This is a genomic window from Actinomadura formosensis NBRC 14204 (assembly GCF_001552155.1).
Taxonomy (GTDB): domain Bacteria; phylum Actinomycetota; class Actinomycetes; order Streptosporangiales; family Streptosporangiaceae; genus Spirillospora; species Spirillospora formosensis.
This window is the reverse complement of the sequence record NZ_BCQQ01000018.1, coordinates 21091-42256: the sequence shown is the minus strand read 5'-3', so window position 1 is coordinate 42256 and position 21166 is coordinate 21091. Positions and strand designations below refer to the sequence as shown.

Genomic DNA, 21166 nt, shown 5'->3' with positions numbered 1-21166 from the left:
CTGACGCGACCCCGTGCCTTTCTTGGGGAAGTCAGGTCCAGGCGAGGCGGTCGGTGAGAAGAACCCGCTGGGCGGGATTGCCGGTGAGCGCGAGAGCACGGCTGCCGGCCGTGCGGGCTTCGCGGTGGCGGCCGAGGTCGCGCAGGAATTCGGCCCGGGTGGCGTGGTACAGGTGGTGGCCGTCCAGGGATTCCGCGAGCGGGTCCAGTTCGTCCAGGGCGGCTTGGGGGCCCCGCACATAGCGGAGCGCGATGGCGCGGTGCAGGCGCACGACCGGTGTCCGCGTCATGCTCAGGAGCATGTCGTAGAGGACGAGGATCTGCGTCCAGTCGGTGTCGTCCCAGGTGGGGGCCTCCGCATGGCACGCGACGATGGCGGCCTGGAGCTGGTAGGGGCCGGGACGGCGCATCGCGGCGGCGCGTTCGATCAGCCGGACGGCCTCCCCGACGGCGTCGTGGTCCCACCGGCCGCGGTCCTGGTCGCGCAGGAGGACGAGACGGCCGTCGTCGAAGCGGGCGGCGGTGCGGGCCTGGTGAAGCCGGATGAGCGCGAGCAGGCCGAGGATCTCGGGCCGGCGCGGCATCAGCCAGGCGAGGCTCTCGGCGAGCCACCGGGCGTCGTCCACCAGGTCGCGGGCGTGGGGCCGGCCGCCGCCGCTCGTCAGGTATCCCTCGTTGAACAGCAGGTACACGACGGCCAGGACCTGGTTCAGCCGCTCGGGGAGTTCGGCGTCCGGCGGGATGCGGTACGGGATCCCCGCATCGGTGATCTTGCGTTTGGCGCGGGTGATGCGCTGCCCGACGGTCGCCTCCGGGACGAGGAACGCGGCGGCGATCTGCCCGGTCGTCAGCCCGCACACGGTGCGCAGCGTCAACGCGACCTGCGCCGGGACGGGCAGCGCCGGATGGCAGCAGGTGAAGATCAGCTTGAGCCGGTCGTCGGGCTCGCCGGGCACCGGCCACCGCAGCCGGGCGAGCTTGGCGCGGTGACCGGCCTCGCGGCGCAGCAGGTCGATGCCGCGGCGGCGGGCCGTGGTGAGCAGCCAGGCGTCCGGATGGTCCGGGATGCCGTCGGTGGGCCAGCGGCGCAGCGCGGTCTCCACGGCGTCCTGCATGACGTCCTCGGCGGCGGAGAAGTCACCGAGGGTCCGGATCAGGCAGGCCGTGAGCCGGCCCGCGTGCTCGCGCAGCACGCGGGTCAGCTCGGCGTGGACCCCGTCCATCAGGTGAGGGGGCGTATCTCGATGACGGGGCAGGCGGGCCAGGACCGGGCGATGGCCAGGGCCTCGTCCAGGTCGGACACCTCCAGTTCGGCGTAGCCGCTGACGACCTCCTTGCCCTCGACGAACGGGCCGTCGGTGAGCAGCGGCTCTGCACCGTCCAGGCGCATGGTGGTGGCCGTGTGCGCGGGCCGCAGATGCCCGTGATGGGTGATCTGCGCGGCATGCCGGGCGAACCATTCGGTGACCTGCTCGTAGGCGGCCTGGCGTTCGTCGTCGCTCATGGCGGCCAGTTCCTTCGCGTATTCGTCGGTCTCGACGAACATGAGCACGTACTTCACATGTCCCCCTCAGCCGGCGGCGGGCAGCGGAGCGTACAGGTCGATGCCGTTGCCGTCCGGGTCGAGGACGGTCGCGTACCGCATCCCCCAGAACGCGTCCCACGGCTTCTTGGCCCCGGTGTACCCGGCGTCGGCAGGTCGCAGCCCGCGTGGCCGGGGGAGGCGGCGTCCACGTCGAACTCCAGGCCGAGGCGGCGGTAGAAGGCGATGGCGGCGTCCATGTCGGACACCACGATGTCGATCGTGTTCATCGTCAGGTCCATGACGTGCTCCTTTCCACGTCCGGTGCGGACGTTCGGTCGCTGTCACCCCCTAGACGATCGGCGGGCGCTCCGATCCGACATCTCCGCGAAGATCATGGCTTGCGGCCCAGCCCGCAGGCGGCGTCCACCGCGGGCGGCCCGGACGGCGCGGCCTCGGGCCGCCAGCGGGACGTGGACACGACACCGGGTTCGAGCAGTTCCAGGCCGGTGAAGAACGCGGCGATCTGCTCGGGCGTCCGGACGGCGTAGGGGGTGGAGCCCCCCTCCACCGCACGCCTGACGGCCGCTTTACGCCCCTTTGCGTCGAGCACGCCGGTGCCGTCGTTGAGGGCCAGGAAGCTCCCGGGGGCCAGCGCGCCGACGAGCCGGCGGACGATGGCGTACGCCTCGTCGTCATCGACCACGTTGCCCATGATCCCGAACATGATCAGGCCGACGGGCCGGGTGAGGTCGAGCGTGCGGGCCGCCTCCGCCAGGAGCCGGTCCGGGTCGCGAACGTCGCATTCGACGTGGTCGGTCCTTCCTTCCGGCCGTCCCACCAGCAACGCCCGCGCGTGCGCCAGGACCAGCGGGTCGTTGTCGACGTACACCACACGCGATTCGGGCGCGACGCGCTGGGCGACCTCATGGACGCTGTCGCGGGTCGGCAGCCCGGTGCCGACGTCGAGGAACTGCCGTACGCCCTCCTCGGCCGCGAGGTGCCGCACCATGCGCCCAAGGGCCAGCCGGGAATGCCGGGCGACGTCCCGGACGCTGGGGAACACTTTGGCGACCTGGTCGCCGACCTGCTGGTCGATCGCGTAATGGTCCTTGCCGCCGATCCAGTAGTTCCACAGGCGGGCCGGATGAGGGCGGGACGTGTCGATCTTGGGCGACTCGTTGGCGGACATGGCGTTCATCGTTGCCCCGGGTATGCCGCCCGGCAAGGCAGGATGCGGATATGACGAAAAAGTGTCCGTGCGGTGTCGGCGCCCGGTACCGGGACTGCTGCGGCCGGTTGCATGAGGGCAGGGCGACGGCCGAAACGGCCACGGAGCTGATGCGGTCGCGGTTCAGCGCGTTCGCCGTCGGGGACGAGGCGTATCTGCTGCGGACGTGGCATCCGGCGACGCGTCCGGAGCGGATCGGTGTCGAGGACGGCACGCGCTGGACGCGGCTGGAGATCCTCCGCGAGGAGAACGGCGGGCCCGGCGACGACAAGGGCATCGTGGAATTTCGCGCCCACTATCGGGCGGAAGCGGAACCCGGTGAATTGCACGAGGTCAGCCGCTTCGTCCGGCATGACGGCGAGTGGGTCTACGTCCGGGGAAAGGTGCTCTGACATTCCGCTCCGCAGGCCACCGGATCCGATCGCGCGGGGAGGACCCGACCGCTCGTCCGGCGCGGAGCAGGCTCCCCGTCCGTGGACGACCTGGACCGGGAGGCACACCCCGTCTTCGCTCGCTTTTGCCCTGCACAGATCGTCCATCGCTAGACTGCGAGTTCGTAGCGGCCGCCCCACGACGATGGAGGTTCCAATGAGTCCCGGGGACGGCGGAGACCGCATAGCCACGCCGGAACAGATGAAGCAGCAGGGCAAAAACCTGCACAGGAATGTTGATCAATACTTGCAGCTGGCCTGGAACAACCTGCAAGGTGCGCGGGGCGTCACACAGGCGAATTTCACCGCCACCTCCTATGTCCTCTCCATGGCTTACACCGCCGCGCTCGACGTCGCGGAAGAGGACCTGGAGACCAAGAAGAAGGTGCTGAACAAATTCCGGGACCTGCTCGCCGTATCGGCCACCAACTGGGACTCCGCCGAGGTCAAGAGCACTCTCGCCCGTCCTTGAACCAGTAGTTCCGTGAGAAGTCAGGAGTGTCATGGCTGGCCCCACCCCGTCTGGAAGCCCGGTCGCCTTCGCCGCCGCGACCGCGTTGACGATGACCCAGGTCTCCGCGGCGCTCATCCCGCCGGCCTGGACGACGTCCATCGTCATGTATCTGAACCAGTGCGACCCGCAGGCGCTCCTCGACGCCGGTATGAAGTGGGCCGACAACTACGACCAGCTCGGGAACGCCCAAGGGGCGGCCGACAACACGAACCTGTCCAAGGACGAATGGCAGGGGCGTGACCGGGACGCCTACGACAAGCGCATCGACGAGTACAGATCCCAGCTCACCGGTTCCAAGCAGCTCGCGTTCGCGGTGGGCACCACGATGTCCATCGTGGCTGGGCTGCTCTTCCTCATCGTCGCTGCCATGGTCGTGATCGCGGTGCTGATCGCGCTGTACGCCCTGTACGTCGCCGCGGCGCTGGCGGGCCTGTTCACCTATCCCGCGGTCCTCGCATCGGCGTCGGCGTTCGCCATCGAATGCACCGAGTTCCTGGAGAGCGTTTCGGGACTCGTGGGCTCGATCGCGGCGGGCGGAGCCGCCGTCATCACGGGCGCGATGGCGCTGGACGTCGGCTGGCAGAAGGCGCACGGCAACGACGCCGCACTCGACGACTTCATGAACGGGCTGCGGGACGCAAGCGACAACATGATCTGGGGGACGATCTCCCGTCTGGAGCGCACCGCGACAGCCGCGCTGATGAAGGTCGGCGGTGGCAGCCCGCTCGGCAAGAACGACCCCGGTCTCCGGCTCCCGAATCCCATCGGCAACCCAGCGCGGACGGGCGGTGTCGCCGGCGGCAGCGGCACCTGGACGGGCGGTAACATCACCGACCACTTCGCCGGTGCGGCCGGAGACAAGAACAAGCGCGACAAGGGCTTGTTCGAGGATCCGCCCGCCGACCAGTGATAGGGGCCCGGGGACACCGCCGCGTCAGGTGGATGTTGGCTTCAGCCTGTCTCACGCTGCTCTCCCTGCCCACTGCGACGACCTACACGCACCTGTTCGGTGAGCAGGTGTCGATGCGGATCGACCGGTGTGAACACCAGACGCGATTTTACGAATGCCACGGTTCCTGGACGGACGTAGACGGGAAGCGGCATACCACCACCGTCTCCCACGTCGGCCCGAAGGACATCGGCCGGACCGTCGAGGCCAGGCTCGGTCCGTGGCCGATGAATGCGCACGCCGGAAGTCTCTGGGCGGACGCTCCGATCTTCTTGCCGGTGGCGCTCATGGCGATCGGCGTCCCGGGCTACCTCTTCCTCCGGTGGCGGTTCGGCCGTGAGGTGAAGGAGACGGCGCGACGGCTGCTGGACGCCCCCGATCACTTCCTCGTCCTGGAGGTGAACCACGCCGGGGCGGTACGTCCAGACGGGGAAGAGCATCTCCGCACCCGGTCGGGTGACCCGGAGCTACCGGTCCCCGCGTGGGCCGACCGCAGGCACTACGTGTCCGTCCGCCGCCCCGACGGGCAACTCGCGTTCATCGTGGAGCGGCTCACCGACGAGATCCAGATGCTCGATGCGGATGGACACGCCGAAACCGTCGTCCCGCACCTCGCGCTCCAGGCCGGCCGTCCCAGGATCGAACGGCCGGATGGGACGCTCCTGGGCGAGATGGCCCTGACCCGCGGTGAGACCAGTGACGTGTACTCCATCGTCCGCCCGGACGGCAGGGAGGTCGGCCGTTTCGCCAGGCTCCGCCGCCACACGTGGGCGCTGTGCCTGGCACCGGACTGCTCGCCCGTGCTCACCGATTCCGTCCTCGCCTACCTTTTCACCGAGGGTCGAGCCGCCTGACGCACGGCTTCATTTGCCCAGGTTCTTGCGGATCTGGTCCATGAGGGCGGTGGCTTCGCGGGAGACGCCGGAGAAGACATCGTTCATGTCCCGCAGTGCCTGATGCATCTGGGCCGGATCGACGGGGGTCGTGGCGGTCTCCGCGTCCTCCCCGTAGACCTCCCGTGCGATCTCCTGTTTACGCCGTTCCAGATCCGCGACGGCCTCCTGGGAAAGCCGCTGGATCGTCTCGGCGAGTTCCTCTGAGGCCATCCGCATGGTCCGCGGATCGATACGCACGTCGGTGAGTCCCCGCTCAGGGGAGAACGCCAGCCCGATCCGCCCATCCGCGGATTCCGCGTGGCCGACCAGTCCCGTCAGTCGTTCACTGAGTTCCGCGGACTGCTGCGCCACACGCCGCGCCCGCTCCGCATGCGCACCCAGGTCGATACCGAGCGTCCGTTCGATGTCGGGAAACTGGTTCATTGCCACATTCCTCTGGAGGGAAGTACTCGTCAATACGGCACAATATGCCGTTCTATGAACCGGTGGAGCACATTGCAGTCGGATCTTAAACCGTTTCCGGCGACCGGTTCCGGCCGACCTCGCCGACCGCGCCGATCCGATCGGTCGGACAAGAAAAGCAGCAACCTCCACATGCTGCCGGGTTGCCGCTGGTGGCCGGTGTGTTGATTGAGCGGCAGTTAAAGCTCAAGGTTCTTGAAGGCGGCCACCTGCTGTGTAATGGCCCGCTCGGTCGGCAGCCGCTCGACCGACGAGGCGCCGAAGAAGCCGACCACGCCCTCCGTCCGCGACAGCACGTAGGCGGCGTCGTCCGGCTCGGCGATGGGGCCGCCGTGGCACAGGACGAGAATGCCGGGACGGACGGCCAGTGCGGCGTCCCGCATGGCCTGCACCCGCTCGACCGCCTCGTCCAGTGTCAGGGCGGTGCCCGCGCCGATGCTGCCCTTGGTGGTGAGCCCGACGTGCGGGACGAGAACGTCCGCGCCCGCTTCGGCCATGGCCCGTGCCTGGTCCTCGTCGAACACGTAGGGGGCGGTGACGAGACCGCGCTCATGCGCGAGCCGCACCATCTGGACCTCCAGGTCGTACCCCATGCCGGTCTCTTCGATGTTCTGCCGGAACACGCCGTCGTAGAGGCCGACCGTGGGGAAGTTCTGGACGCCCGCGAATCCCATGGCCTTCAACTGGTCGAGGAAGACGGGCATCACCCGGAACGGGTCGGTCCCGCACACCCCGGCCAGGACGGGGGTGTCCTTGACGACCGGCAGCACCTCGGACGCCATCTCCACCACGATCTGGTTGGCGTCCCCGTAGGGCAGCAGCCCGGCCAGCGACCCTCGTCCCGCCATCCGGTACCGGCCCGAGTTGTAAATGATGATCAGATCGACGCCGCCGGCCTCCGCGCACTTGGCGGACAGCCCGGTGCCCGCCCCGGCACCGATGATCGGCTTGCCCTCCGCGACGGCGTTGCGCAGCCGGAACAGGACGGTCTCACGGTTCACTGCGATCCCCCCGAGATCATCTGGTGCAGCCGGTCGGCCATCGCGCGGCCGAACACCGGATCGTTGATGTTCACGTCGAGCCTCTCCGTCTCCACGGCGCCTTCCATGGCCGCGAAGCACGCCTCGTCCGCCGCCGGGTCGTGGAACGGCATCCCCGGCGCGTCCAGCGCCGACACGCCCCCGAGCGGGACGAACAGTGCGGTCGGCCCGGTCGCGGCCCCGAGCTTGCCGGCGATCCGCCGGCCCAGCTCGGCCATCTCCTCCCGCGTCGTGCGCATCAGGGTCACGGTCGGGTTGTGGATGTAGAGGTCGCGCCCTTCGAACCGCTCGGGGACGGTCTCGCGCGGCCCGAAGTTGACCATGTCCAGCGCCCCGGGCGCCACGACCTGCGGCACCCCGTGCCGCCCGGCCGCCGTGAGCCGCCCGGGCCCGGCCGAGAGCACACCCCCGACGAGATCGTCCGCCAGCTCCGTGGTGGTCAGATCCAGCACACCGGCGAGCAGCCCGCTCTCCACGAGCCCCTCAAGCGCCCGCCCTCCGGCCCCCGTCGCGTGGAAGACGAGCACCTCGTAGCCCAGTTCGTCCAGCCGCTGCCGCGCGGCGTCCACCGCCGGGGTGGTGACCCCGAACATGGACGCCCCGACCAGCGGCCGCTCGTCCGCCGCGGGCGCCGACCGCGCCTGCGCGTAAGCCTTCGCCATCCCGGCCGCGGCTGCCGCCGCGTTCCCGAGGATCAGCCGCGACACCCGGTTGACGCCCGCGATGTCGACCACGCTGTAGGTGAGCGTCACGTCCCTGGCGCCCACATAGGGTGCGACGTCCCCGGACGCCATCGTGGACACGATCAGCTTGGGCAGCCCGATCGGCAGGTCCCGCACGGCCCGCGCCGCGACGGACGACCCGCCGCTGCCGCCCACGGCGAGTACGGCGTCCACCCGCTCCAGCCCCGCGAGCACGGCCGCCGCGCCCTCTCCCATCGCGGTGACGGCGGCCCCCCGGTCCCCCGCGTCCCGCAACTCCTGAAGAGAAGTGCCCCCGGCCCGCGCGACCTCCTCGGCGGAGACATCGGCCTCGACCTCGGACGGCCCGACCCCCGCGTCCACGAGAACCACGTCGCACCCGAGCTCCCGCACGCGCTCACGAAGCCACGCGTACTCCTCCCCCTTGGTATCGAGCGTCCCCACCAGCACGACCGTCGCCATGGCGCCTCCCATCCCCGATACCGGTTCCCAGCCGATCACCCGGCAACCAGGGACGCGCCGATGGGAACATGGCCCCTTTGCCCCCGCCTCGAACCTGCGCGAGCTACGAGACGTTTCCCCTGCCCCTCGCTCCGTTCAGCACGGGGTGGTCCATTCGATGTTGGGGTACAGCCGGTACTTCAGCAGCCGATCCAGCCGATCCACCGCCACTTCGGCGTCACCGCACGGGGCCAGGAACCAGCCCCGCCGCAGCCCTGTCTCGAAATAGCCCCACGCCCCGCCCGGCGTCGCCCGCACGGTCACCACGGCGCCGATGTCGTCGGCCACCCCGCTGGCGTACACCCACAGCAGCGGCACCGGGTACCGGAACTCCTCCTTCTCGTACAGCCCCACACACCGCCAGCCCCTCGCTTTGAGTGCGGTCTTGAGCAGTTCCAGGTTCCACACCGCCGTGTCATGGCCTATGCACGTCCGCCAGTCCAGCACCACCCGCCAGCGGCCCAGGGCCGCCCGCACGACTCGCCCCGGCTTTCCTGCTCCGGCACCCGTGATCAATGCCACCGCCCGCCGCGTCCGACCCACCTCACACCTCCACACCCTTGCTGGACGCTTTTCGGATGTCACGCCTGGCCGTCCCCTTGCGCAGCTTGTCCGGGGCATTGAGCAGGCGACCTCACGTGTGAGCGCGTTCCGGGTCCGGGCCGCGCCGATGGCTCGGCCGACATCCCGTTGTCCCCCAGCGGCCCCAGGCTCACGGCTCGACGTCCCAGATGAACTCCGCCCATAGGATCTGGCCGGACTCGGTGACGTCATGGCCGATCTTGTCGGCCACTTGCTCGACGATGAAGAGGCCGCGTCCGTACTCGGCCACCGCGTCCGGGGACGTCTCGGGTCGCTTCCATTCACCGGCCCCGGCGTCCGTCACGGCGATGCGCGCCCATCCCGGCCGCAACGCCACGGCGACGGAGAACTCACCGCCCGCCCCGCCGCTCGGTGTGTGGCGCAGGGAGTTCGCGGCGAGTTCCGAGACGGCGAGTTCGGCATCGGAGGTTCGCGGGGAGCCATCGAGGAGTCCGCGCACGAATGCGCGAACCGCAGGCACCATGGACGGAAGACCCGGGTAGGTCTGGGACCATTCCATACAGGAGGGCACCCCCAAGCGATCAAGTCATGACGTTAAGTGACGGTCAAGCTGAGTACTCAGCTTGAGAGTTGTGTACGCAGCTTGTCAAGCTTGGATCGAGAAATCGCGCCCGCATCGCCACCGGAGTCACCGTGACCCAGCCCGCATACCTGCGTATTGCCGACGATCTGCGCAAACAGATCGTCGAAGGCCGCCTGGCCCCGGGCGACCGGGTTCCCTCACGCCACGAGCTCGCACGCGAGCATGGCGTGTCGGACCGCGTGGCCGTTGAGGCCGTCCGGCTGCTGGTGTCCGAGGGGTACGTCGAGTCCCGCTCGGGCAGCGGCACATATGTGCGTCAGCGCCCGGAGGTCAAGCGCCTCACCAGAAGCTGGTACCGCGCGCACGGGCGTGCGACCTCCCCGTTCCGCGCGGACATGGAGGCGCAGGGGTATTCGGGGACGTGGCAGTCGGCCTCGGAGACGAGTGCGGCAACGCCGGTGGTGGCCGAGCGGCTCGGCGTCGCCGAAGGCGATCCGGTCATGGTGACGCGGTATACCTTCCTCGCGGACGGCCGGCCCGTCATGCTCTCGACGTCATGGGAGCCGCTGGAGCTCACCCGCGGGACTCCGGTGATGCTGCCGGAGGAGGGGCCGTATGCGGGCGCCGGTGTGGTCGCGCGGATGCGGGCCATCGGGCAGGACGTGTCGCTGGCGACCGAGGTCGTGACGGCACGGGCCGTTCTCGCGGACGAGGCCGAGCGGCTGGACGAGCCGATGGGGGCCATCGTGATGGTGATCCGGCGCACCTACACCGGAGAACGGCCCGTCGAGACCGCCGACATCGTGGTGCCCGTGGATCGGTACGAGCTGGCGTACACGATCCCGGTCGGGTGATCAGGGGGTGGGGACGGGGGTTTCGGTTATCGCGCCGTCTTCCAGGGTCAGGACCCGGTCCGCTTCGGAGAGCAGGGCCGGGTCGTGCGTCGCCACCAGGACGGTCACGCCCTCGCTCGCCACGAATGCGCGGAGGAGGGGCATGATCGCGGCGGCCGTCTCGGAGTCCAGCTGGCCCGTCGGCTCGTCGGCCAGGAGCAGGCGGGGACGGTTGGCGAGGGCGCGGGCGATGGCCACGCGCTGGCGCTGGCCGCCGGACAGTTCGTAGGGGCGCTGGGCCGCGTGGTCGGCCAGGCCGACCAGGGCCAGGAGGATGCGGACCCGCTCGTCGCGTTCGGCCTGGGGCGTGCGGGCCAGGCGGAGCGGTACTTCCACGTTCTCCGCGGCCGACAGGACGGGGATCAGGCCGTGGGACTGGAAGACGTAGCCGATGTCGTCGCGGCGGAGGGCGAGGAGGTCGTCCTCGGAGAGGGCGCCCACGTCGCGGCCGTCGACGCGGACGGTGCCGCCGTCCGGGGTGTCCAGGCCGCCGATCAGGTTGAGCAGGGTGGTCTTGCCGGACCCGGAGCGGCCCTTGAGCGCGACGAGCTCACCGGGGGCGAGGGTGAAGGACACGCCGCGCAGCGCGGGGACCTCGATCTTGCCCGTCCGGTAGGTGCGGGCCAGGTCCTCCACGGCGACCATCGGGGCGGTCATTCGGTCTCCTTCTGGTCGGGCCAGACGCCGACGTGGTCGCTTTCCAGGTTGAGGCGGACACGGTCGCGCATGTCGAGGGCCTCGGTGAACCCCTTCGGGAGCTGGACGCGGCCCACGCGGTCGAGGAGGGCGTACTCCTCGGCGGTGCGGGTGCCGTCGGCCTCGGCGCGGCGGCGGACCTCGCTGCTGGTGCGGCCGTCGCGGATGCCGACGGTGCGGTCGACGCGCTCGGCCACCTGCGGGTCGTGGGTGACGACGACGGTGGTGGTGCCGAGTTCCTCGTTGACGCGGCGGAGCGCGGTGAAGACCTCGGCGGCGGTGGCGGTGTCGAGTTCGCCGGTGGGTTCGTCGGCGAGGATGACGTGCGGTTCGTTCGCGACGGCGACCGCGATCGCGACGCGCTGCTGCTGGCCGCCGGACAGTTCCTCGGGGCGGCGGGCCACGCAGTCGCCGACGCCGAGCAGGCCGAGGAGTTCGGCGGCGCGGATGGCGCGTTCGCGGCGGGACCGGCCGGCGAACCGCATCGGCAGTTCCACGTTCTGCGCGGCGGTCAGGTACGGGAGCAGGTTGCGGGACGTCTGCTGCCAGACGAACCCGACCTGCTCGCGCCGGAAGCGCAGGCGTTCCTTGGCCGTCATCGTGAGCAGGTCCGCCCCGGCGACGCGGGCGACGCCGGCGGTCGGGACGTCCAGGCCGGACAGGATGTTCAGCAGCGTCGACTTCCCGGAGCCGGACGCGCCGACGATCGCGATCAGCTCGCCGGGGTTGACGAGCAGGTCCAGGCCCTGGAGCGCGACGACCTCGATGCCGTCGGTCTTGTAGATGCGGACGAGGTTGTCGCAGACGATGTGCGCGCCCTCCCCGTAGACGGGCCCGCGTTCGGCGGCGCGGCGTTCCAGTTCGGCGAGGCTGGGCGTGTCGGTCATGAGTCCCCCGTTCTCAGGACGGTTCCGGGGTCGGTGTCGAAGACCCGGTCGACGGCGACGGCCGCCGCGGCGGCGAGCAGCAGCGCGCCGGCGAGGCCGAGCAGCGCCGGCAGGTCCGGGACGTGGGCGGTGACGGCGTAGCCGCCGGTGTAGGGGCGCAGGTCGACGACCGGGCCGGTGATCTCGGGGAGCAGGAGGCCGAGCACCCAGCCGGCGCCGACGGCGCAGAGCAGGACGGGCGCGATCTCCACCAGGGCGAGCGCGCGGCTCTGCCGCCGGCTCAGCCCGAGGGTGCGCAGGTGCGCGATGGTGCGGGCGCGGGCGCGGGCGCCGACGACCAGGACGAGCAGCACCGCGAGCAGCCCGAACGCGCCGCCGAGGACCGCGTCGTTCCGGAAGGTGTCGTGGACGACGGTCACCATGTCGTCGCTCGCCATGCCGCGCAGGACGTCCCGGCGCAGCTCGACGCGGCGGCCGCCGCCGGCGGCGGCGCTCAGCTTCCGGGCGTCCAGGTCGTGGCCGGTGACGAAGACCTGGGACGGGAAGCCCTTCTCCGCGGCGATCAGCTTGTAGGGGACGACCACGAACGCGGAGCCCGTCTCCTGTCCGGGGAAACGCTCGATCGTCCGGGTCGGTTTGACGCGGATCGGGGTGAGGCCGGGGCGGCTCAGCGTCACCTCGCCGTGCCCCATGGTCTCGGCGGCGAGCGGCGACATCAGGACCCCGGAGTCGGGGATGTCGGGCACGGACGGCGCGAGCTTCCGGTAGGCGTGGAGGTCCACGCCTACCAGGGTCATCGGCGCGGGGTCCGTCGCGGTGGACACGGTCTCGACGATCCGGGCCGGGAGCACGCCGGTCACGCCGGGTACGGCGCGGATCCGGCGGAGGGCGGCCTCGTCCACCGGCCCGGCGGCGAGCCGGGCGTCGCCGCCGACCGCGGCGTAGGACGCGCGGACCTGCCCGTCCCGCAGTCCGGTGTCCACGGTGGCGGTGAACCCGGCGATGGCGGCGGCGAGCAGCAGCACGGCCAGCGGCAGCGCCCCGACGATGTTCTGCCGGGCGGCGCGGGCGAGGCCGAGGAACGCGACGGCGCCGCGGCGGCGGCGCGTCACCGGGCCGGCGGCGCGCATCAGGTACGGGTAGACCCGCAGCACGAGGACGCCGACGGCCGCGCCGAGCAGCGCGGGGACGGCGGCGACCAGCGGGTCGGTTCCGGCGGCGTGGCCGCGCCGGCGCAGCAGCACGACGCCGATCACGGCGAGCGCGACGAGGAGGCCGTCCAGCACGAGCCGCCGCCGGGACGGCCGGGCGGAGCCGATGTCGTCGCGCTTCTGGACGCCGAGGCCGGCGTCCCGTTCCCGCCAGACCAGCGCGGTGGCCACGGTGACGACGGTGAGGGCCAGCGCGGCGATGGCGTACGCCGAGCCGGGCTGCGGCGGGCCCGCGTCCAGCAGCCGTCCCGCCGCGTACCCTAGCCCGGCGGACGGGACGACGGCCGCCGCCGTCAGCCCGAACACGGGGGCGGCGAGCTGGCGCAGCGACGCCCCGCGCGCCCGCATGGTGGCGAGGACGGGCCGGAGCCGTTCGCCGATCAGCCCGGCGGCGAGCAGCAGCACCCCGGCGGCGACGGCGGCGAGCCCGCCGAGCGCCAGGCCGAGGACGGTCCGGGCGGTGTGCAGCCGGGCCGTGTACCCCTTCAGCCGAGTGTCCAGCGCGGTCTCCACCTTGCAGGGGAACAGGCCGGGGCGGCCCTGCACCGCGGCCCGGAAGGGGTCCAGGTCGGCGGTGATCGCGGCGGCGTGCTCGGCGTCCACGTTGTCGGCGCGGATGGGGAACCGCCAGGTGAAGGTGAGCTGCCGCGCCGGGTCGCGGGTGAGCATCACGGATCCGCCGGCGCCCATCAGCGCCGTGCCCACATCGGTCAGGACCCCCTCCTTGCCGTTGCTCACCAGGGTCGGTACGGGCCGCAGCATGCTCCAGCGCGGCCCCCACTGCCAGTACCTGTCGGCGGTGTTCAACGGCTCGTACAGGCCGGTGATGCGGACCTGCACGGCCCTGGGCCGGGACCCCTCGGTGAGCGCGAGCCGAGTGCCGACCTTGTAGCCCATCGCGGTGGCATAGGTCTTGGAGACGATGATCGGGACGTCGCCGGAGAGCCGGCCGGGCTCGGCGTACGGTATGCCGCCGGCGACGAGGCGAATCCGTTTCAACGCGCCCGGGTCGTGGCTCAGCGACAGCTTCCGGGGGCGCGGGGCGTTCCCGAGGACGTCCATGCGGGCCGTGCCGACCGAGCCTTCGGGCTCCCCGGCCACGTCGCGCAGGGACGGCGGCAGCAGCGTCTGCCAGTCGACGGTGACCGTCTCCAGCGCCGCGCCGGACGAAATGGGCCGCGCCGCCTCCGGACCGGCCGCCGTGCCCACCACCCGCAGGTCGGTCCCCCTGACCGCGGCGGCCCCGGCGCGGTCGTAGCCGGCGGCTGTGCGGGCCGGGACGGCGACGGCGAACAGCGCGGACAGCAGTGTCAGCACGGCCAGCGCGACGAGCGGCGCCCAGTGCGCGCGGGCCAGCCGCAGGGCGGGACTGCTCATCGCTCCTCCCCCATGCGCAGCTCCCCGCCGAGGTCGCGGCGGCGCAGCGCCCCGATCACCGGTGGCAGCACGACCCCGAGCACCGCGGTCACCCCGGCGATCATGGCGAGCAGCACGGGCCACTGGACGACCGCCTCGGCGGGCGGGTAGGGCCGGGCGGCGCGCACACCGAGCACGATGTGCGGGACGGCGAGCCGCGCGACGATCAGGCCGAGCACCGTCCCGCCCAGCAGGCCGAGCGCGACCAGGTACGCCTGCTCGATCGCGAGCATCCCGGCGACCTGCCGGGGGTGGACGCCGATGACCCGCAGCACGGCGAACTCGCGCGACCGCTCCCCGGACGTCACCGCCGCGTTCACGACGAACGCGATGACGGCGAAGACCAGCGCGGTGCCGAAGCCGAGGACGAGCGCGCCCTGGAGTCCCGCGCCGAGCGGGGCGTTGCGGAGCCGGGTGCGCAGCGCGGCGCGGTCCGCGGCGACCTTGCCCCAGTCGGGGTGGGCGGCGAGGGCCCGCACCGCCGGGCCGGTGCGGTCGCCGCGCACCGAGGCCCACCATTCGCCGGGCGCGATGCCCGCCGGGTCCGCGCCGCTCACGGCGAGCCGCCGCTCGGTCAGCGTGGGCAGGTCGACGAGGGCGGCGGGCTGCCCGTCCGGCACGCTCGGCAGCGCCGGCGCGATCCCCGCCACCCGGATCGGCTGCTGGGCGCCGGGGGTGCCCAGGGTCACCGTGCCGCCGACACCGACCTTGATGCGCGCGGCCAGTGCGCTCGTGATGACGCCGGGGACGGACGGCTGGAGGTCGGTGTTGATCCCGTCGTGGGCGGGCGGGGTGGCCGTGGCGACCATCGCATGGACCGTGACATCGGCGACGGGCAGGTAGATGTCACCCCGCAGCCCGCCAAAGACCAGCTTGGACGAGGTGCGCGGGATGGACAGCCGCAGCAGTGCGCCCTTCGCCTCCTCGGCATGGGGGGTGATCTTCACCTCTGAGTCCTTGGTCTGGCCGAAGGCGTCCCAGCGGCCGCCGGCGGGCAGCGTCGCGTCCGCGCCGCCGTCGCCGCGCACCCGCAGGACGTCGAGGGCGAGCTGCCCGGAGACGGGGTTGGTGTCGTAGAGGTAGTGGACGCCCCGGACCGCCAGCGGGTAGGTGAGGACGCCGTCCGGCCCGGCGAGGGCGGCGGCGTCCAGGGTGAGGGTGTGCTCCTTGCCGTCGGCGGCGACGCCCGGCAGCATCGCCCGCCGGGCCACCCCGCGGCCGTCCACGATCGTCACCGCGAGGTGGAAGGACTTGCCGCCCTGCGACCTCCCCCCTTTGAGCTCTGGGGGGTACGGCCCGTCGTGGGTCAGCCGCACGTCGAAGCTCAGCCGGCCGGGCCTTCCCGGGAGGGCCAGCGCGGGCGCGGCGGGGCGGGCCTTCGCCAGCCCGTCCAGCCGCAGGTCGCGGTGCAGCCCGGGCTGGACGCGCAGGATCCCGCCGAGCGCCCGCGCGTCCACCCCGAGGAGGGTCGCCGGGCTGGTGCCGAGGTCGGCGTCCGAGCGCAGCACCCCGGTCGCGGAGGTGACGCCGGGCAGCGCGGCGAACCGCCCGCCGTGGCCGAGCGGCGTGGGGCCGCCGGTGGCGGCGGTGTCGGCCAGCCGCAGGTCGGCTCCGCTCTGGAAGTCGGCCTGGTCGGCCTGGGAGCGGTGCCAGGTCGCCATCGTCACGACCGACAGCACCCCGACGGCCATCGCCATGGCGAGCAGCAGGACGGGGCCCGCGTACCGGAGCCGCCGCCGCCCGACCTGCCGGGTGCCGAGGACGGGAACGAGCCCGAGCCCCCGGGTGGCGGCCCGTTCGGCGACCCGCGACACGACCGGCAGCAGCCGGAGCATGAGGACGCCGCCGGCGAGCAGCGCGAGGGCCGGGCTGGACACGATGAACGGGTCGACGCCGGCGGCGAGGTCCGCGCCGGTCGCGCCGTACCGGGTGAGCTGCCAGAGGGCGAGCCCGGCGACCAGCAGCAGCGCGAGGTCGGCGCCCGAGCCGAGCAGGCCGCCGCGCGGCGGGCGGCCGATCCCGGCCTGCACCTCCACGAACGTGCGGTTGGCGCCGCGCAGTGCCGGGAGCGTCAGGGCGGCGGCGCAGAGCAGCGCGGTGACCGCCGAGACGATCCACAGCGGCGCGAGCGGTCCGGGGTCGAGCCGCAGCCCGGACGCCCGGACGGCGGGGGCGTGGCTCGCGAGCCGCAGCAGCGGACCGGCGAGCAGGGGGCCGAGCACGGCGGCGGGCAGGGCGATCAGCAGTCCCTCGGCGAAGCCGAGGCCGGCGAGCTGCCGCATCCCGACGCCGCGGGTGCGCAGCAGCGCGACCTCGCCGCGCCGGTGGTCGGCGAGCAGCCGCGAGACGAGCAGCCACGCGCACCCGGCGAGCAGGATCAGCTGGATCACCGGGATGAGCATCGTGGAGCGGGCGACGAGCACCGCGTCGTGCAGGTGCCCGGTCAGCTCGGGCAGCCTCGTCACGACGGTGTACTGCGCCCCGCCGCCGCCCGCCTTCGCGAAGGTGGCCCGGGTGCCGGCGACCCGGTCGCGGAGGGGGCCGAGGTCGCCGGCGTCCAGCCGGCGCAGGTCGGGCAGGACCGTGAAGCGGGCGTCCACGCCGGTTCCGGTGAAGCGCTGCGCGAACACGCCGGGCGGCACCACGAACGGCCCGTACGTGGTGTAGTCGAGCCGGACGACGCCGGCCGTGACGAGCCGGTCGTCCTGCCAGAAGTACGCACCCGGGTCGGGGACCTCGAACACCCCGACGACGCGGACCCGCACGACCGATTTCTTGTCGACGCGCCCGTGCAGGGTGAGGACGTCGTCCACGTCCGCGTGGACGGCGCGAGCGGCCGGTTCGGGCAGGACCGCCTCGATCGGCTCGCCGCCTTCGCGGGGCCAGCGTCCCCTGACGAGCCGCGCGTGCCGCTCGATCCCGGTGAAGGTCTGGAACGCGGTCAGGTCGGGATGGGCGCTGTTCTCCTGGCCGGGCAGCGTGTAGGTGTCGCTGCGCACGCTCATCGAGACCGACAGCGGGACGTCCCCGTAGATCTCCTTGAGCGCCCCGCCGATCCGGTCCTGCACCTTGGTGAGGCCCCCGCCGGGGACGTGCGCGCCGATCACGGTCCCGGTCGTGTCGGCGGTCGCCTCCGCCAGGGTGCGCCGCAGGCCCTCGCGGGTCACCGACCCGGTGTAGCCGACGAGGGTGGTGAGCACGGTGGTCGCGAACAGCGCGGTCGCGCACGCGGCGAGGATCAGCATGCGATCGCCCGCCATGCGCCTGAGAACCAGCCCCCGGAGTCTCACAGTCGATCATGCTCACCCCGCTGTGGCCTATACCACAAGGGGCCGCGATGATTCCGTGATGTTCCGCAACGTTCCTGCAATAACCGGAAAATCATCCAGGCGGCGCCCAGACGGAGACCCCCTCCGGCGGGACGGACTCGGCGCGCCGGAGGATGTCGACCGGCTCCAGGACGGCCCCTGACGCGGCCGGATCCCCGGCACGCGCGGCGGCGCGGTCGATGTCCTCCCGCTCGGCGGGACCGGGCCGCAGCCCGGCCGACGCCCGGACGGCCGCCGCCGTCGCCAGCGCCGCCGCCGCGTCCCCGGAGCGTCCGGCCAGGCCGAGCGCCGCGGCCAGCCCCTCCAGCGAGAACGCCAGATCGCGCGGCGACTCCAGCCTGATCGCGACGGTCAGCGCGTCCCGCTGGTACCGGACGGCCCGCGCGGCGTCGCCGCGCGCCTCGGCCACATATCCGAGGCCCGTCTGGACCAGCGGCAGATACAGCGGCGGGAACTCCTCCGGCGACACCGCCGCCAGCATGCGGCGAAGCCGGTCCTCGGCGTCGTCGAGGCGTCCCTCGCGGCGCGCCACCAGCCCGAGCCCGAGATCGGCGAACGTCACAGCCTGCGCGAACCCCTGCTCCACCGCCACCCGGTGCGCCCGCCCGAACAGCCGCCGCGCGGACGCGTGGTCGCCGCGCAGGTGGGCGACCCAGCCGCGCCACGCCATCCGGACGGCGACGTCCGGCCACATGTGCAGTTCCTCGGCCATCCGCTGCCCGTCCCGCTGCAGCCGTTCCGCGCGTTCGTAGTCGCCGGTCAGCTCGGCCGCCGCGCCGAGCCATTCGATCGCCTGGAGCCGGCCCCAGCGGTCCCCGACCTCGCCGAACAGCGCGGCGGCGCGCTCCGCGTCACGTTCCAGCGCGGCGGGGTCGCCGTGCGCGTGGGCGTGCTTGGCGCGCAGGATCAGCGAGGCCGCCTCGCCCCACCGGTCGCCGGACGCCCGGAACTCGGCCAGCGCCTCGTCCAGCATGACCGCGTTCGCCCCGGCATCGTCCAGTTCGAACTGGGCGAACATCAGGAACCAGCGCGCCCAGGCGGCGAGGCGCGCGTCCGCCGCCTCGTCCACGAGCCGCAGGGCCTCGTCACGGCGGGGCGTCCAGTCTCCGGGGACGCCCTTCAGGACCGACAGCCCGGCCCGCCAGGTCAGCGCCCTCGCCCGGTCGCGGACCGGGCCGTCCACGCCGATCGCGGCGTCCAGCGACCGCAGCGCCTCGCTCAGCCGGCCGCGCAGGAACCAGTACCAGGCGAGCGCGTTGGCCAGCCGCAGCGCCGCGCCGCCCGGCAGGGCGTCGAGCGCGGCCCGCAGGTTCGCCGACTCCAGGTCGAGCCTGCGCAGCCAGTACGCCTGCTCGGGCCCGTAGAGGTGGCGTTCCGCGCGTTCGGCCAGGCCGGTGTAGTGGCGGCCGTGCGCGGCCCGCGTCCGCTCGGTCTCGCCCGCCTCCGCCAGCCGGTCGGCGGCGTAGGCGGCGACCGACTCCAGCAGCCGGTAGCGCGGCCCCTCGCCGGCGCGTTCGGTCATGACGACGAGCGAGCGGTCGACCAGCCGGACCAGGACGTCCAGGACCTCCGCCTCGGGGACGTCCGCGCCGGCGCACACCGCCTCGGCCGACTCGGCGGCGCAGCCGTCGGCGTGCACCGACAGCCGCCGCAGGACCGCCCGCTCCGGCTCGGTCAGCAGGTCCCAGCTCCAGTCGATCATCGCGGTCAGCGTCCGCTGCCGGGCCGGAGCGCCGCGATGCCCGGACGACAGCAGCCGGAACCGGTCGTCGAGCCGGTCGAGGAGGCCCTGGATCCCGAGCGCGCGCACCTTGGTCGCGGCCAGTTCCAGCGCGAGCGGCAGGCCGTCCAGCCGCCGGCACAGCTCCCCGACCGGGCCGGCCGTGCCCGCGTCCAGCCGGAAGCCGCGGGCCGCCGCCTGCGCCCGCGCCGCGAACAGCCGGACCGCGCTCGACTCCGCCGGATCGTCCCGCTCGCGCGGCACGTCCAGCGGCGGGACGGCCCACACCACCTCGCCGGGCAGCCCGAGCGGCTCCCGGCTCGTCGCGAGGACCCGCACCCCGGGGACCTTCCGCAGCAGCCGCTCCACCAGCCCGGCGGCCTGCTCGATCACGTGTTCGCAGTTGTCGAGGACGAGCAGCAGCCGGCGCGCGCCGAGCGCCGCCGCGAGCCGGTCGAGCGCCGCCTCCGGGGCCCCCGGCGCGTCCCGCAGGTCGAGGATCGCGGTCACGACGTCCGCCAGATCCGGGACGGTCGAGCGTTCGAAGCCGGCCAGCTCCGCCATCCACACGCCGTCGCCGAACGCGTCCACGAGCCCGGACGCGGTCTCGATCGCCAGCCGCGTCTTGCCCACCCCGCCCGGCCCGGTCAGCGTGACCAGCCGGTCGGTGCCGATGCGGGCGCGGATGTCGCGGACCGCGTCGTCCCGCCCGATCAGCTCGGTGGGCGGTACGGGCAGGTTCGACCGGCGGCGGGACGGCGGCGGGGCGGGCGCGTCCAGGGCGGGGTCCTGCCGCAGGATCGCGCGCTGCAGACCGGCCAGCTCGGAGCCGGGGTCGAGGCCCAGCTCGCCGGCGAGCAGCGCCCGGTACCGCTCGTAGCTCTCCAGCGCCTCGTTCTGGCGTCCCGCCCGGTACAGCGCCCGCATGTGCGCGGCGCGCAGGCGCTCCCGCAGCGGATGCTCCCGGGCCGCGTCGCCGAGTTCTCCCGCCAGCGCGCCGTGCTCGCCCAGGTCGAGCCGCACTTCGGCGTGCTCCTCCAGCGCGGTCAGCCGCAGCTCGGCCAGCCGCGCGATCGCCGCACGGGTGAACGGCTCGTCGGCGAAGTCCGCCAAGGCGGGGCCGCGCCACAGGCCCAGCGCCTCGGCCAGCAGTTCCGCGCGCTCCTTCGGCTCCTCCGCCCGGCGCGCCCGCTCCACCAGGATCTGGAACCGCCGCGCGTCCACCCGCTCGTCGCCGGCGCCCAGCAGATACCCGGCGGGACGCGACTCGACCAGCGCCCGCGCCCCCGGTTCGGCGTCCTCCAGGACCCGGCGCAGCTGCGACACCTTCGCCGACAGCGCCCCCATCGGGTTGCCGGGCAGTGCCCCGCCCTGCTCACCGCCCCACAGGTCGTCGATCAGCCGGTCCGCGGGCACGGGACGGCCCTCGTGCACCAGCAGGTCGGCCAGCAGCGCCCGGACCTTCAGGCCGGGTACGGGCACCAGCTCACCGTCGTCGGTCCAGACGGCGAGCGGACCGAGTACCCCGAATCGCACGCTCCGACCCTAACGCGGAGCGATGCGCGGAAGGCGACCGTAAGAATCCCGTAAACGGTGTCGCGCATGGTGGTTCCAGCAAGCGAGAAGGACAGCACGATCCGAT

19 protein-coding genes are annotated in these 21166 nt (G+C 72.9%); 5 read left to right on the top strand and 14 right to left on the bottom strand.

Translation table 11 applies throughout. The features are described from left to right. Nucleotides 1–31: 31 nt before the first annotated feature. The 4 genes from AF1_RS07030 to AF1_RS07015 form a co-directional block, all read right to left on the bottom strand. Nucleotides 32–1222, bottom strand: coding sequence for an RNA polymerase sigma factor (locus AF1_RS07030; RefSeq protein WP_067794190.1), 1191 nt, complete (start codon nt 1220–1222; stop codon nt 32–34). Continuing rightward, nucleotides 1222–1560 (bottom strand): YciI family protein, encoded by a 339-nt coding sequence (locus AF1_RS07025; protein ID WP_067794189.1) that lies wholly within the window; start codon nt 1558–1560, stop codon nt 1222–1224. The genes AF1_RS07030 and AF1_RS07025 overlap by 1 nt, the downstream gene beginning before the upstream one ends. Continuing rightward, the gene (locus tag AF1_RS07020; RefSeq protein WP_067794188.1) at nt 1557–1823 is read right to left on the bottom strand and encodes a VOC family protein; all 267 of its coding nucleotides are present in this window, start codon (nt 1821–1823) and stop codon (nt 1557–1559) included. The genes AF1_RS07025 and AF1_RS07020 overlap by 4 nt, the downstream gene beginning before the upstream one ends. Before the next feature lie 92 nt (nt 1824–1915). Next, nucleotides 1916–2713 (bottom strand): SAM-dependent methyltransferase, encoded by a 798-nt coding sequence (locus AF1_RS07015; RefSeq protein WP_067794187.1) that lies wholly within the window; start codon nt 2711–2713, stop codon nt 1916–1918. Nucleotides 2714–2763: 50 nt separating this feature from the next. On the opposite strand from AF1_RS07015, the gene AF1_RS07010 reads away from it, so the two are divergent. From AF1_RS07010 to AF1_RS06995, 4 genes are all read left to right on the top strand, one after another. Next, the gene (locus tag AF1_RS07010; RefSeq protein WP_067794186.1) at nt 2764–3144 is read left to right on the top strand and encodes a YchJ family protein; all 381 of its coding nucleotides are present in this window, start codon (nt 2764–2766) and stop codon (nt 3142–3144) included. A 196-nt stretch (nt 3145–3340) separates the two neighbouring features. Continuing rightward, nucleotides 3341–3655: a hypothetical protein gene (locus tag AF1_RS07005; protein ID WP_131732677.1), complete on the top strand. Its 315-nt coding sequence runs from the start codon at nt 3341–3343 to the stop codon at nt 3653–3655. Nucleotides 3656–3686: 31 nt separating this feature from the next. Beyond that, nucleotides 3687–4607, top strand: a complete 921-nt coding sequence (locus AF1_RS07000) for a hypothetical protein (RefSeq protein WP_067794184.1) — start codon at nt 3687–3689, stop codon at nt 4605–4607. Between the two features lie 32 nt (nt 4608–4639). Next, complete coding sequence (locus AF1_RS06995; protein WP_067794183.1) at nt 4640–5500, top strand: hypothetical protein; 861 nt, start codon at nt 4640–4642, stop codon at nt 5498–5500. A gap of 9 nt (nt 5501–5509) precedes the next feature. Here AF1_RS06995 and AF1_RS06990 read toward each other — a convergent pair whose 3' ends face one another. The 5 genes from AF1_RS06990 to AF1_RS06970 all read right to left on the bottom strand — a co-directional run bounded on the left by AF1_RS06990 (nt 5510) and on the right by AF1_RS06970 (nt 9288). Next, nucleotides 5510–5965, bottom strand: a complete 456-nt coding sequence (locus AF1_RS06990; protein ID WP_067794182.1) for a YbaB/EbfC family nucleoid-associated protein — start codon at nt 5963–5965, stop codon at nt 5510–5512. 218 nt (nt 5966–6183) lie between these two features. Further along, the gene (locus AF1_RS06985) at nt 6184–7005 is read right to left on the bottom strand and encodes a phosphoenolpyruvate hydrolase family protein (RefSeq protein ID WP_084262524.1); all 822 of its coding nucleotides are present in this window, start codon (nt 7003–7005) and stop codon (nt 6184–6186) included. Then, nucleotides 7002–8207, bottom strand: coding sequence for a Tm-1-like ATP-binding domain-containing protein (locus AF1_RS06980; protein WP_067794181.1), 1206 nt, complete (start codon nt 8205–8207; stop codon nt 7002–7004). The genes AF1_RS06985 and AF1_RS06980 overlap by 4 nt, the downstream gene beginning before the upstream one ends. A 135-nt stretch (nt 8208–8342) precedes the next feature. Then, on the bottom strand, nt 8343–8723 hold the full coding sequence (locus AF1_RS06975) for a hypothetical protein (RefSeq protein ID WP_067794180.1): 381 nt from the start codon (nt 8721–8723) through the stop codon (nt 8343–8345). 235 nt (nt 8724–8958) lie between these two features. Beyond that, entirely contained in the window at nt 8959–9288 is a 330-nt protein-coding gene (locus AF1_RS06970) for an ATP-binding protein (RefSeq protein ID WP_067794179.1), read from the bottom strand. Between the two features lie 194 nt (nt 9289–9482). On the opposite strand from AF1_RS06970, the gene AF1_RS06965 reads away from it, so the two are divergent. Continuing rightward, a complete protein-coding gene (locus AF1_RS06965) occupies nt 9483–10226 on the top strand; it encodes a GntR family transcriptional regulator (RefSeq protein WP_084262522.1) in 744 nt (247 codons plus the stop codon). Here the strand turns inward: AF1_RS06965 and AF1_RS06960 are convergent, their stop codons facing one another. From AF1_RS06960 to AF1_RS06940, 5 genes are all read right to left on the bottom strand, one after another. Next, on the bottom strand, nt 10227–10922 hold the full coding sequence (locus AF1_RS06960; RefSeq protein ID WP_067794178.1) for an ABC transporter ATP-binding protein: 696 nt from the start codon (nt 10920–10922) through the stop codon (nt 10227–10229). It lies immediately after the preceding gene. After that, nucleotides 10919–11848, bottom strand: coding sequence for an ABC transporter ATP-binding protein (locus tag AF1_RS06955; protein ID WP_067794177.1), 930 nt, complete (start codon nt 11846–11848; stop codon nt 10919–10921). The genes AF1_RS06960 and AF1_RS06955 overlap by 4 nt, the downstream gene beginning before the upstream one ends. Continuing rightward, the gene (locus tag AF1_RS06950; protein WP_067794176.1) at nt 11845–14436 is read right to left on the bottom strand and encodes an FtsX-like permease family protein; all 2592 of its coding nucleotides are present in this window, start codon (nt 14434–14436) and stop codon (nt 11845–11847) included. Before AF1_RS06950 ends, AF1_RS06955 begins: the two co-directional genes overlap by 4 nt. After that, nucleotides 14433–17735 (bottom strand): FtsX-like permease family protein, encoded by a 3303-nt coding sequence (locus AF1_RS06945; RefSeq protein WP_067794175.1) that lies wholly within the window; start codon nt 17733–17735, stop codon nt 14433–14435. Before AF1_RS06945 ends, AF1_RS06950 begins: the two co-directional genes overlap by 4 nt. A gap of 121 nt (nt 17736–17856) precedes the next feature. Beyond that, nucleotides 17857–21060, bottom strand: coding sequence for a BTAD domain-containing putative transcriptional regulator (locus AF1_RS06940; protein ID WP_067794174.1), 3204 nt, complete (start codon nt 21058–21060; stop codon nt 17857–17859). Between the last annotated feature and the right edge of the window lie 106 nt (nt 21061–21166).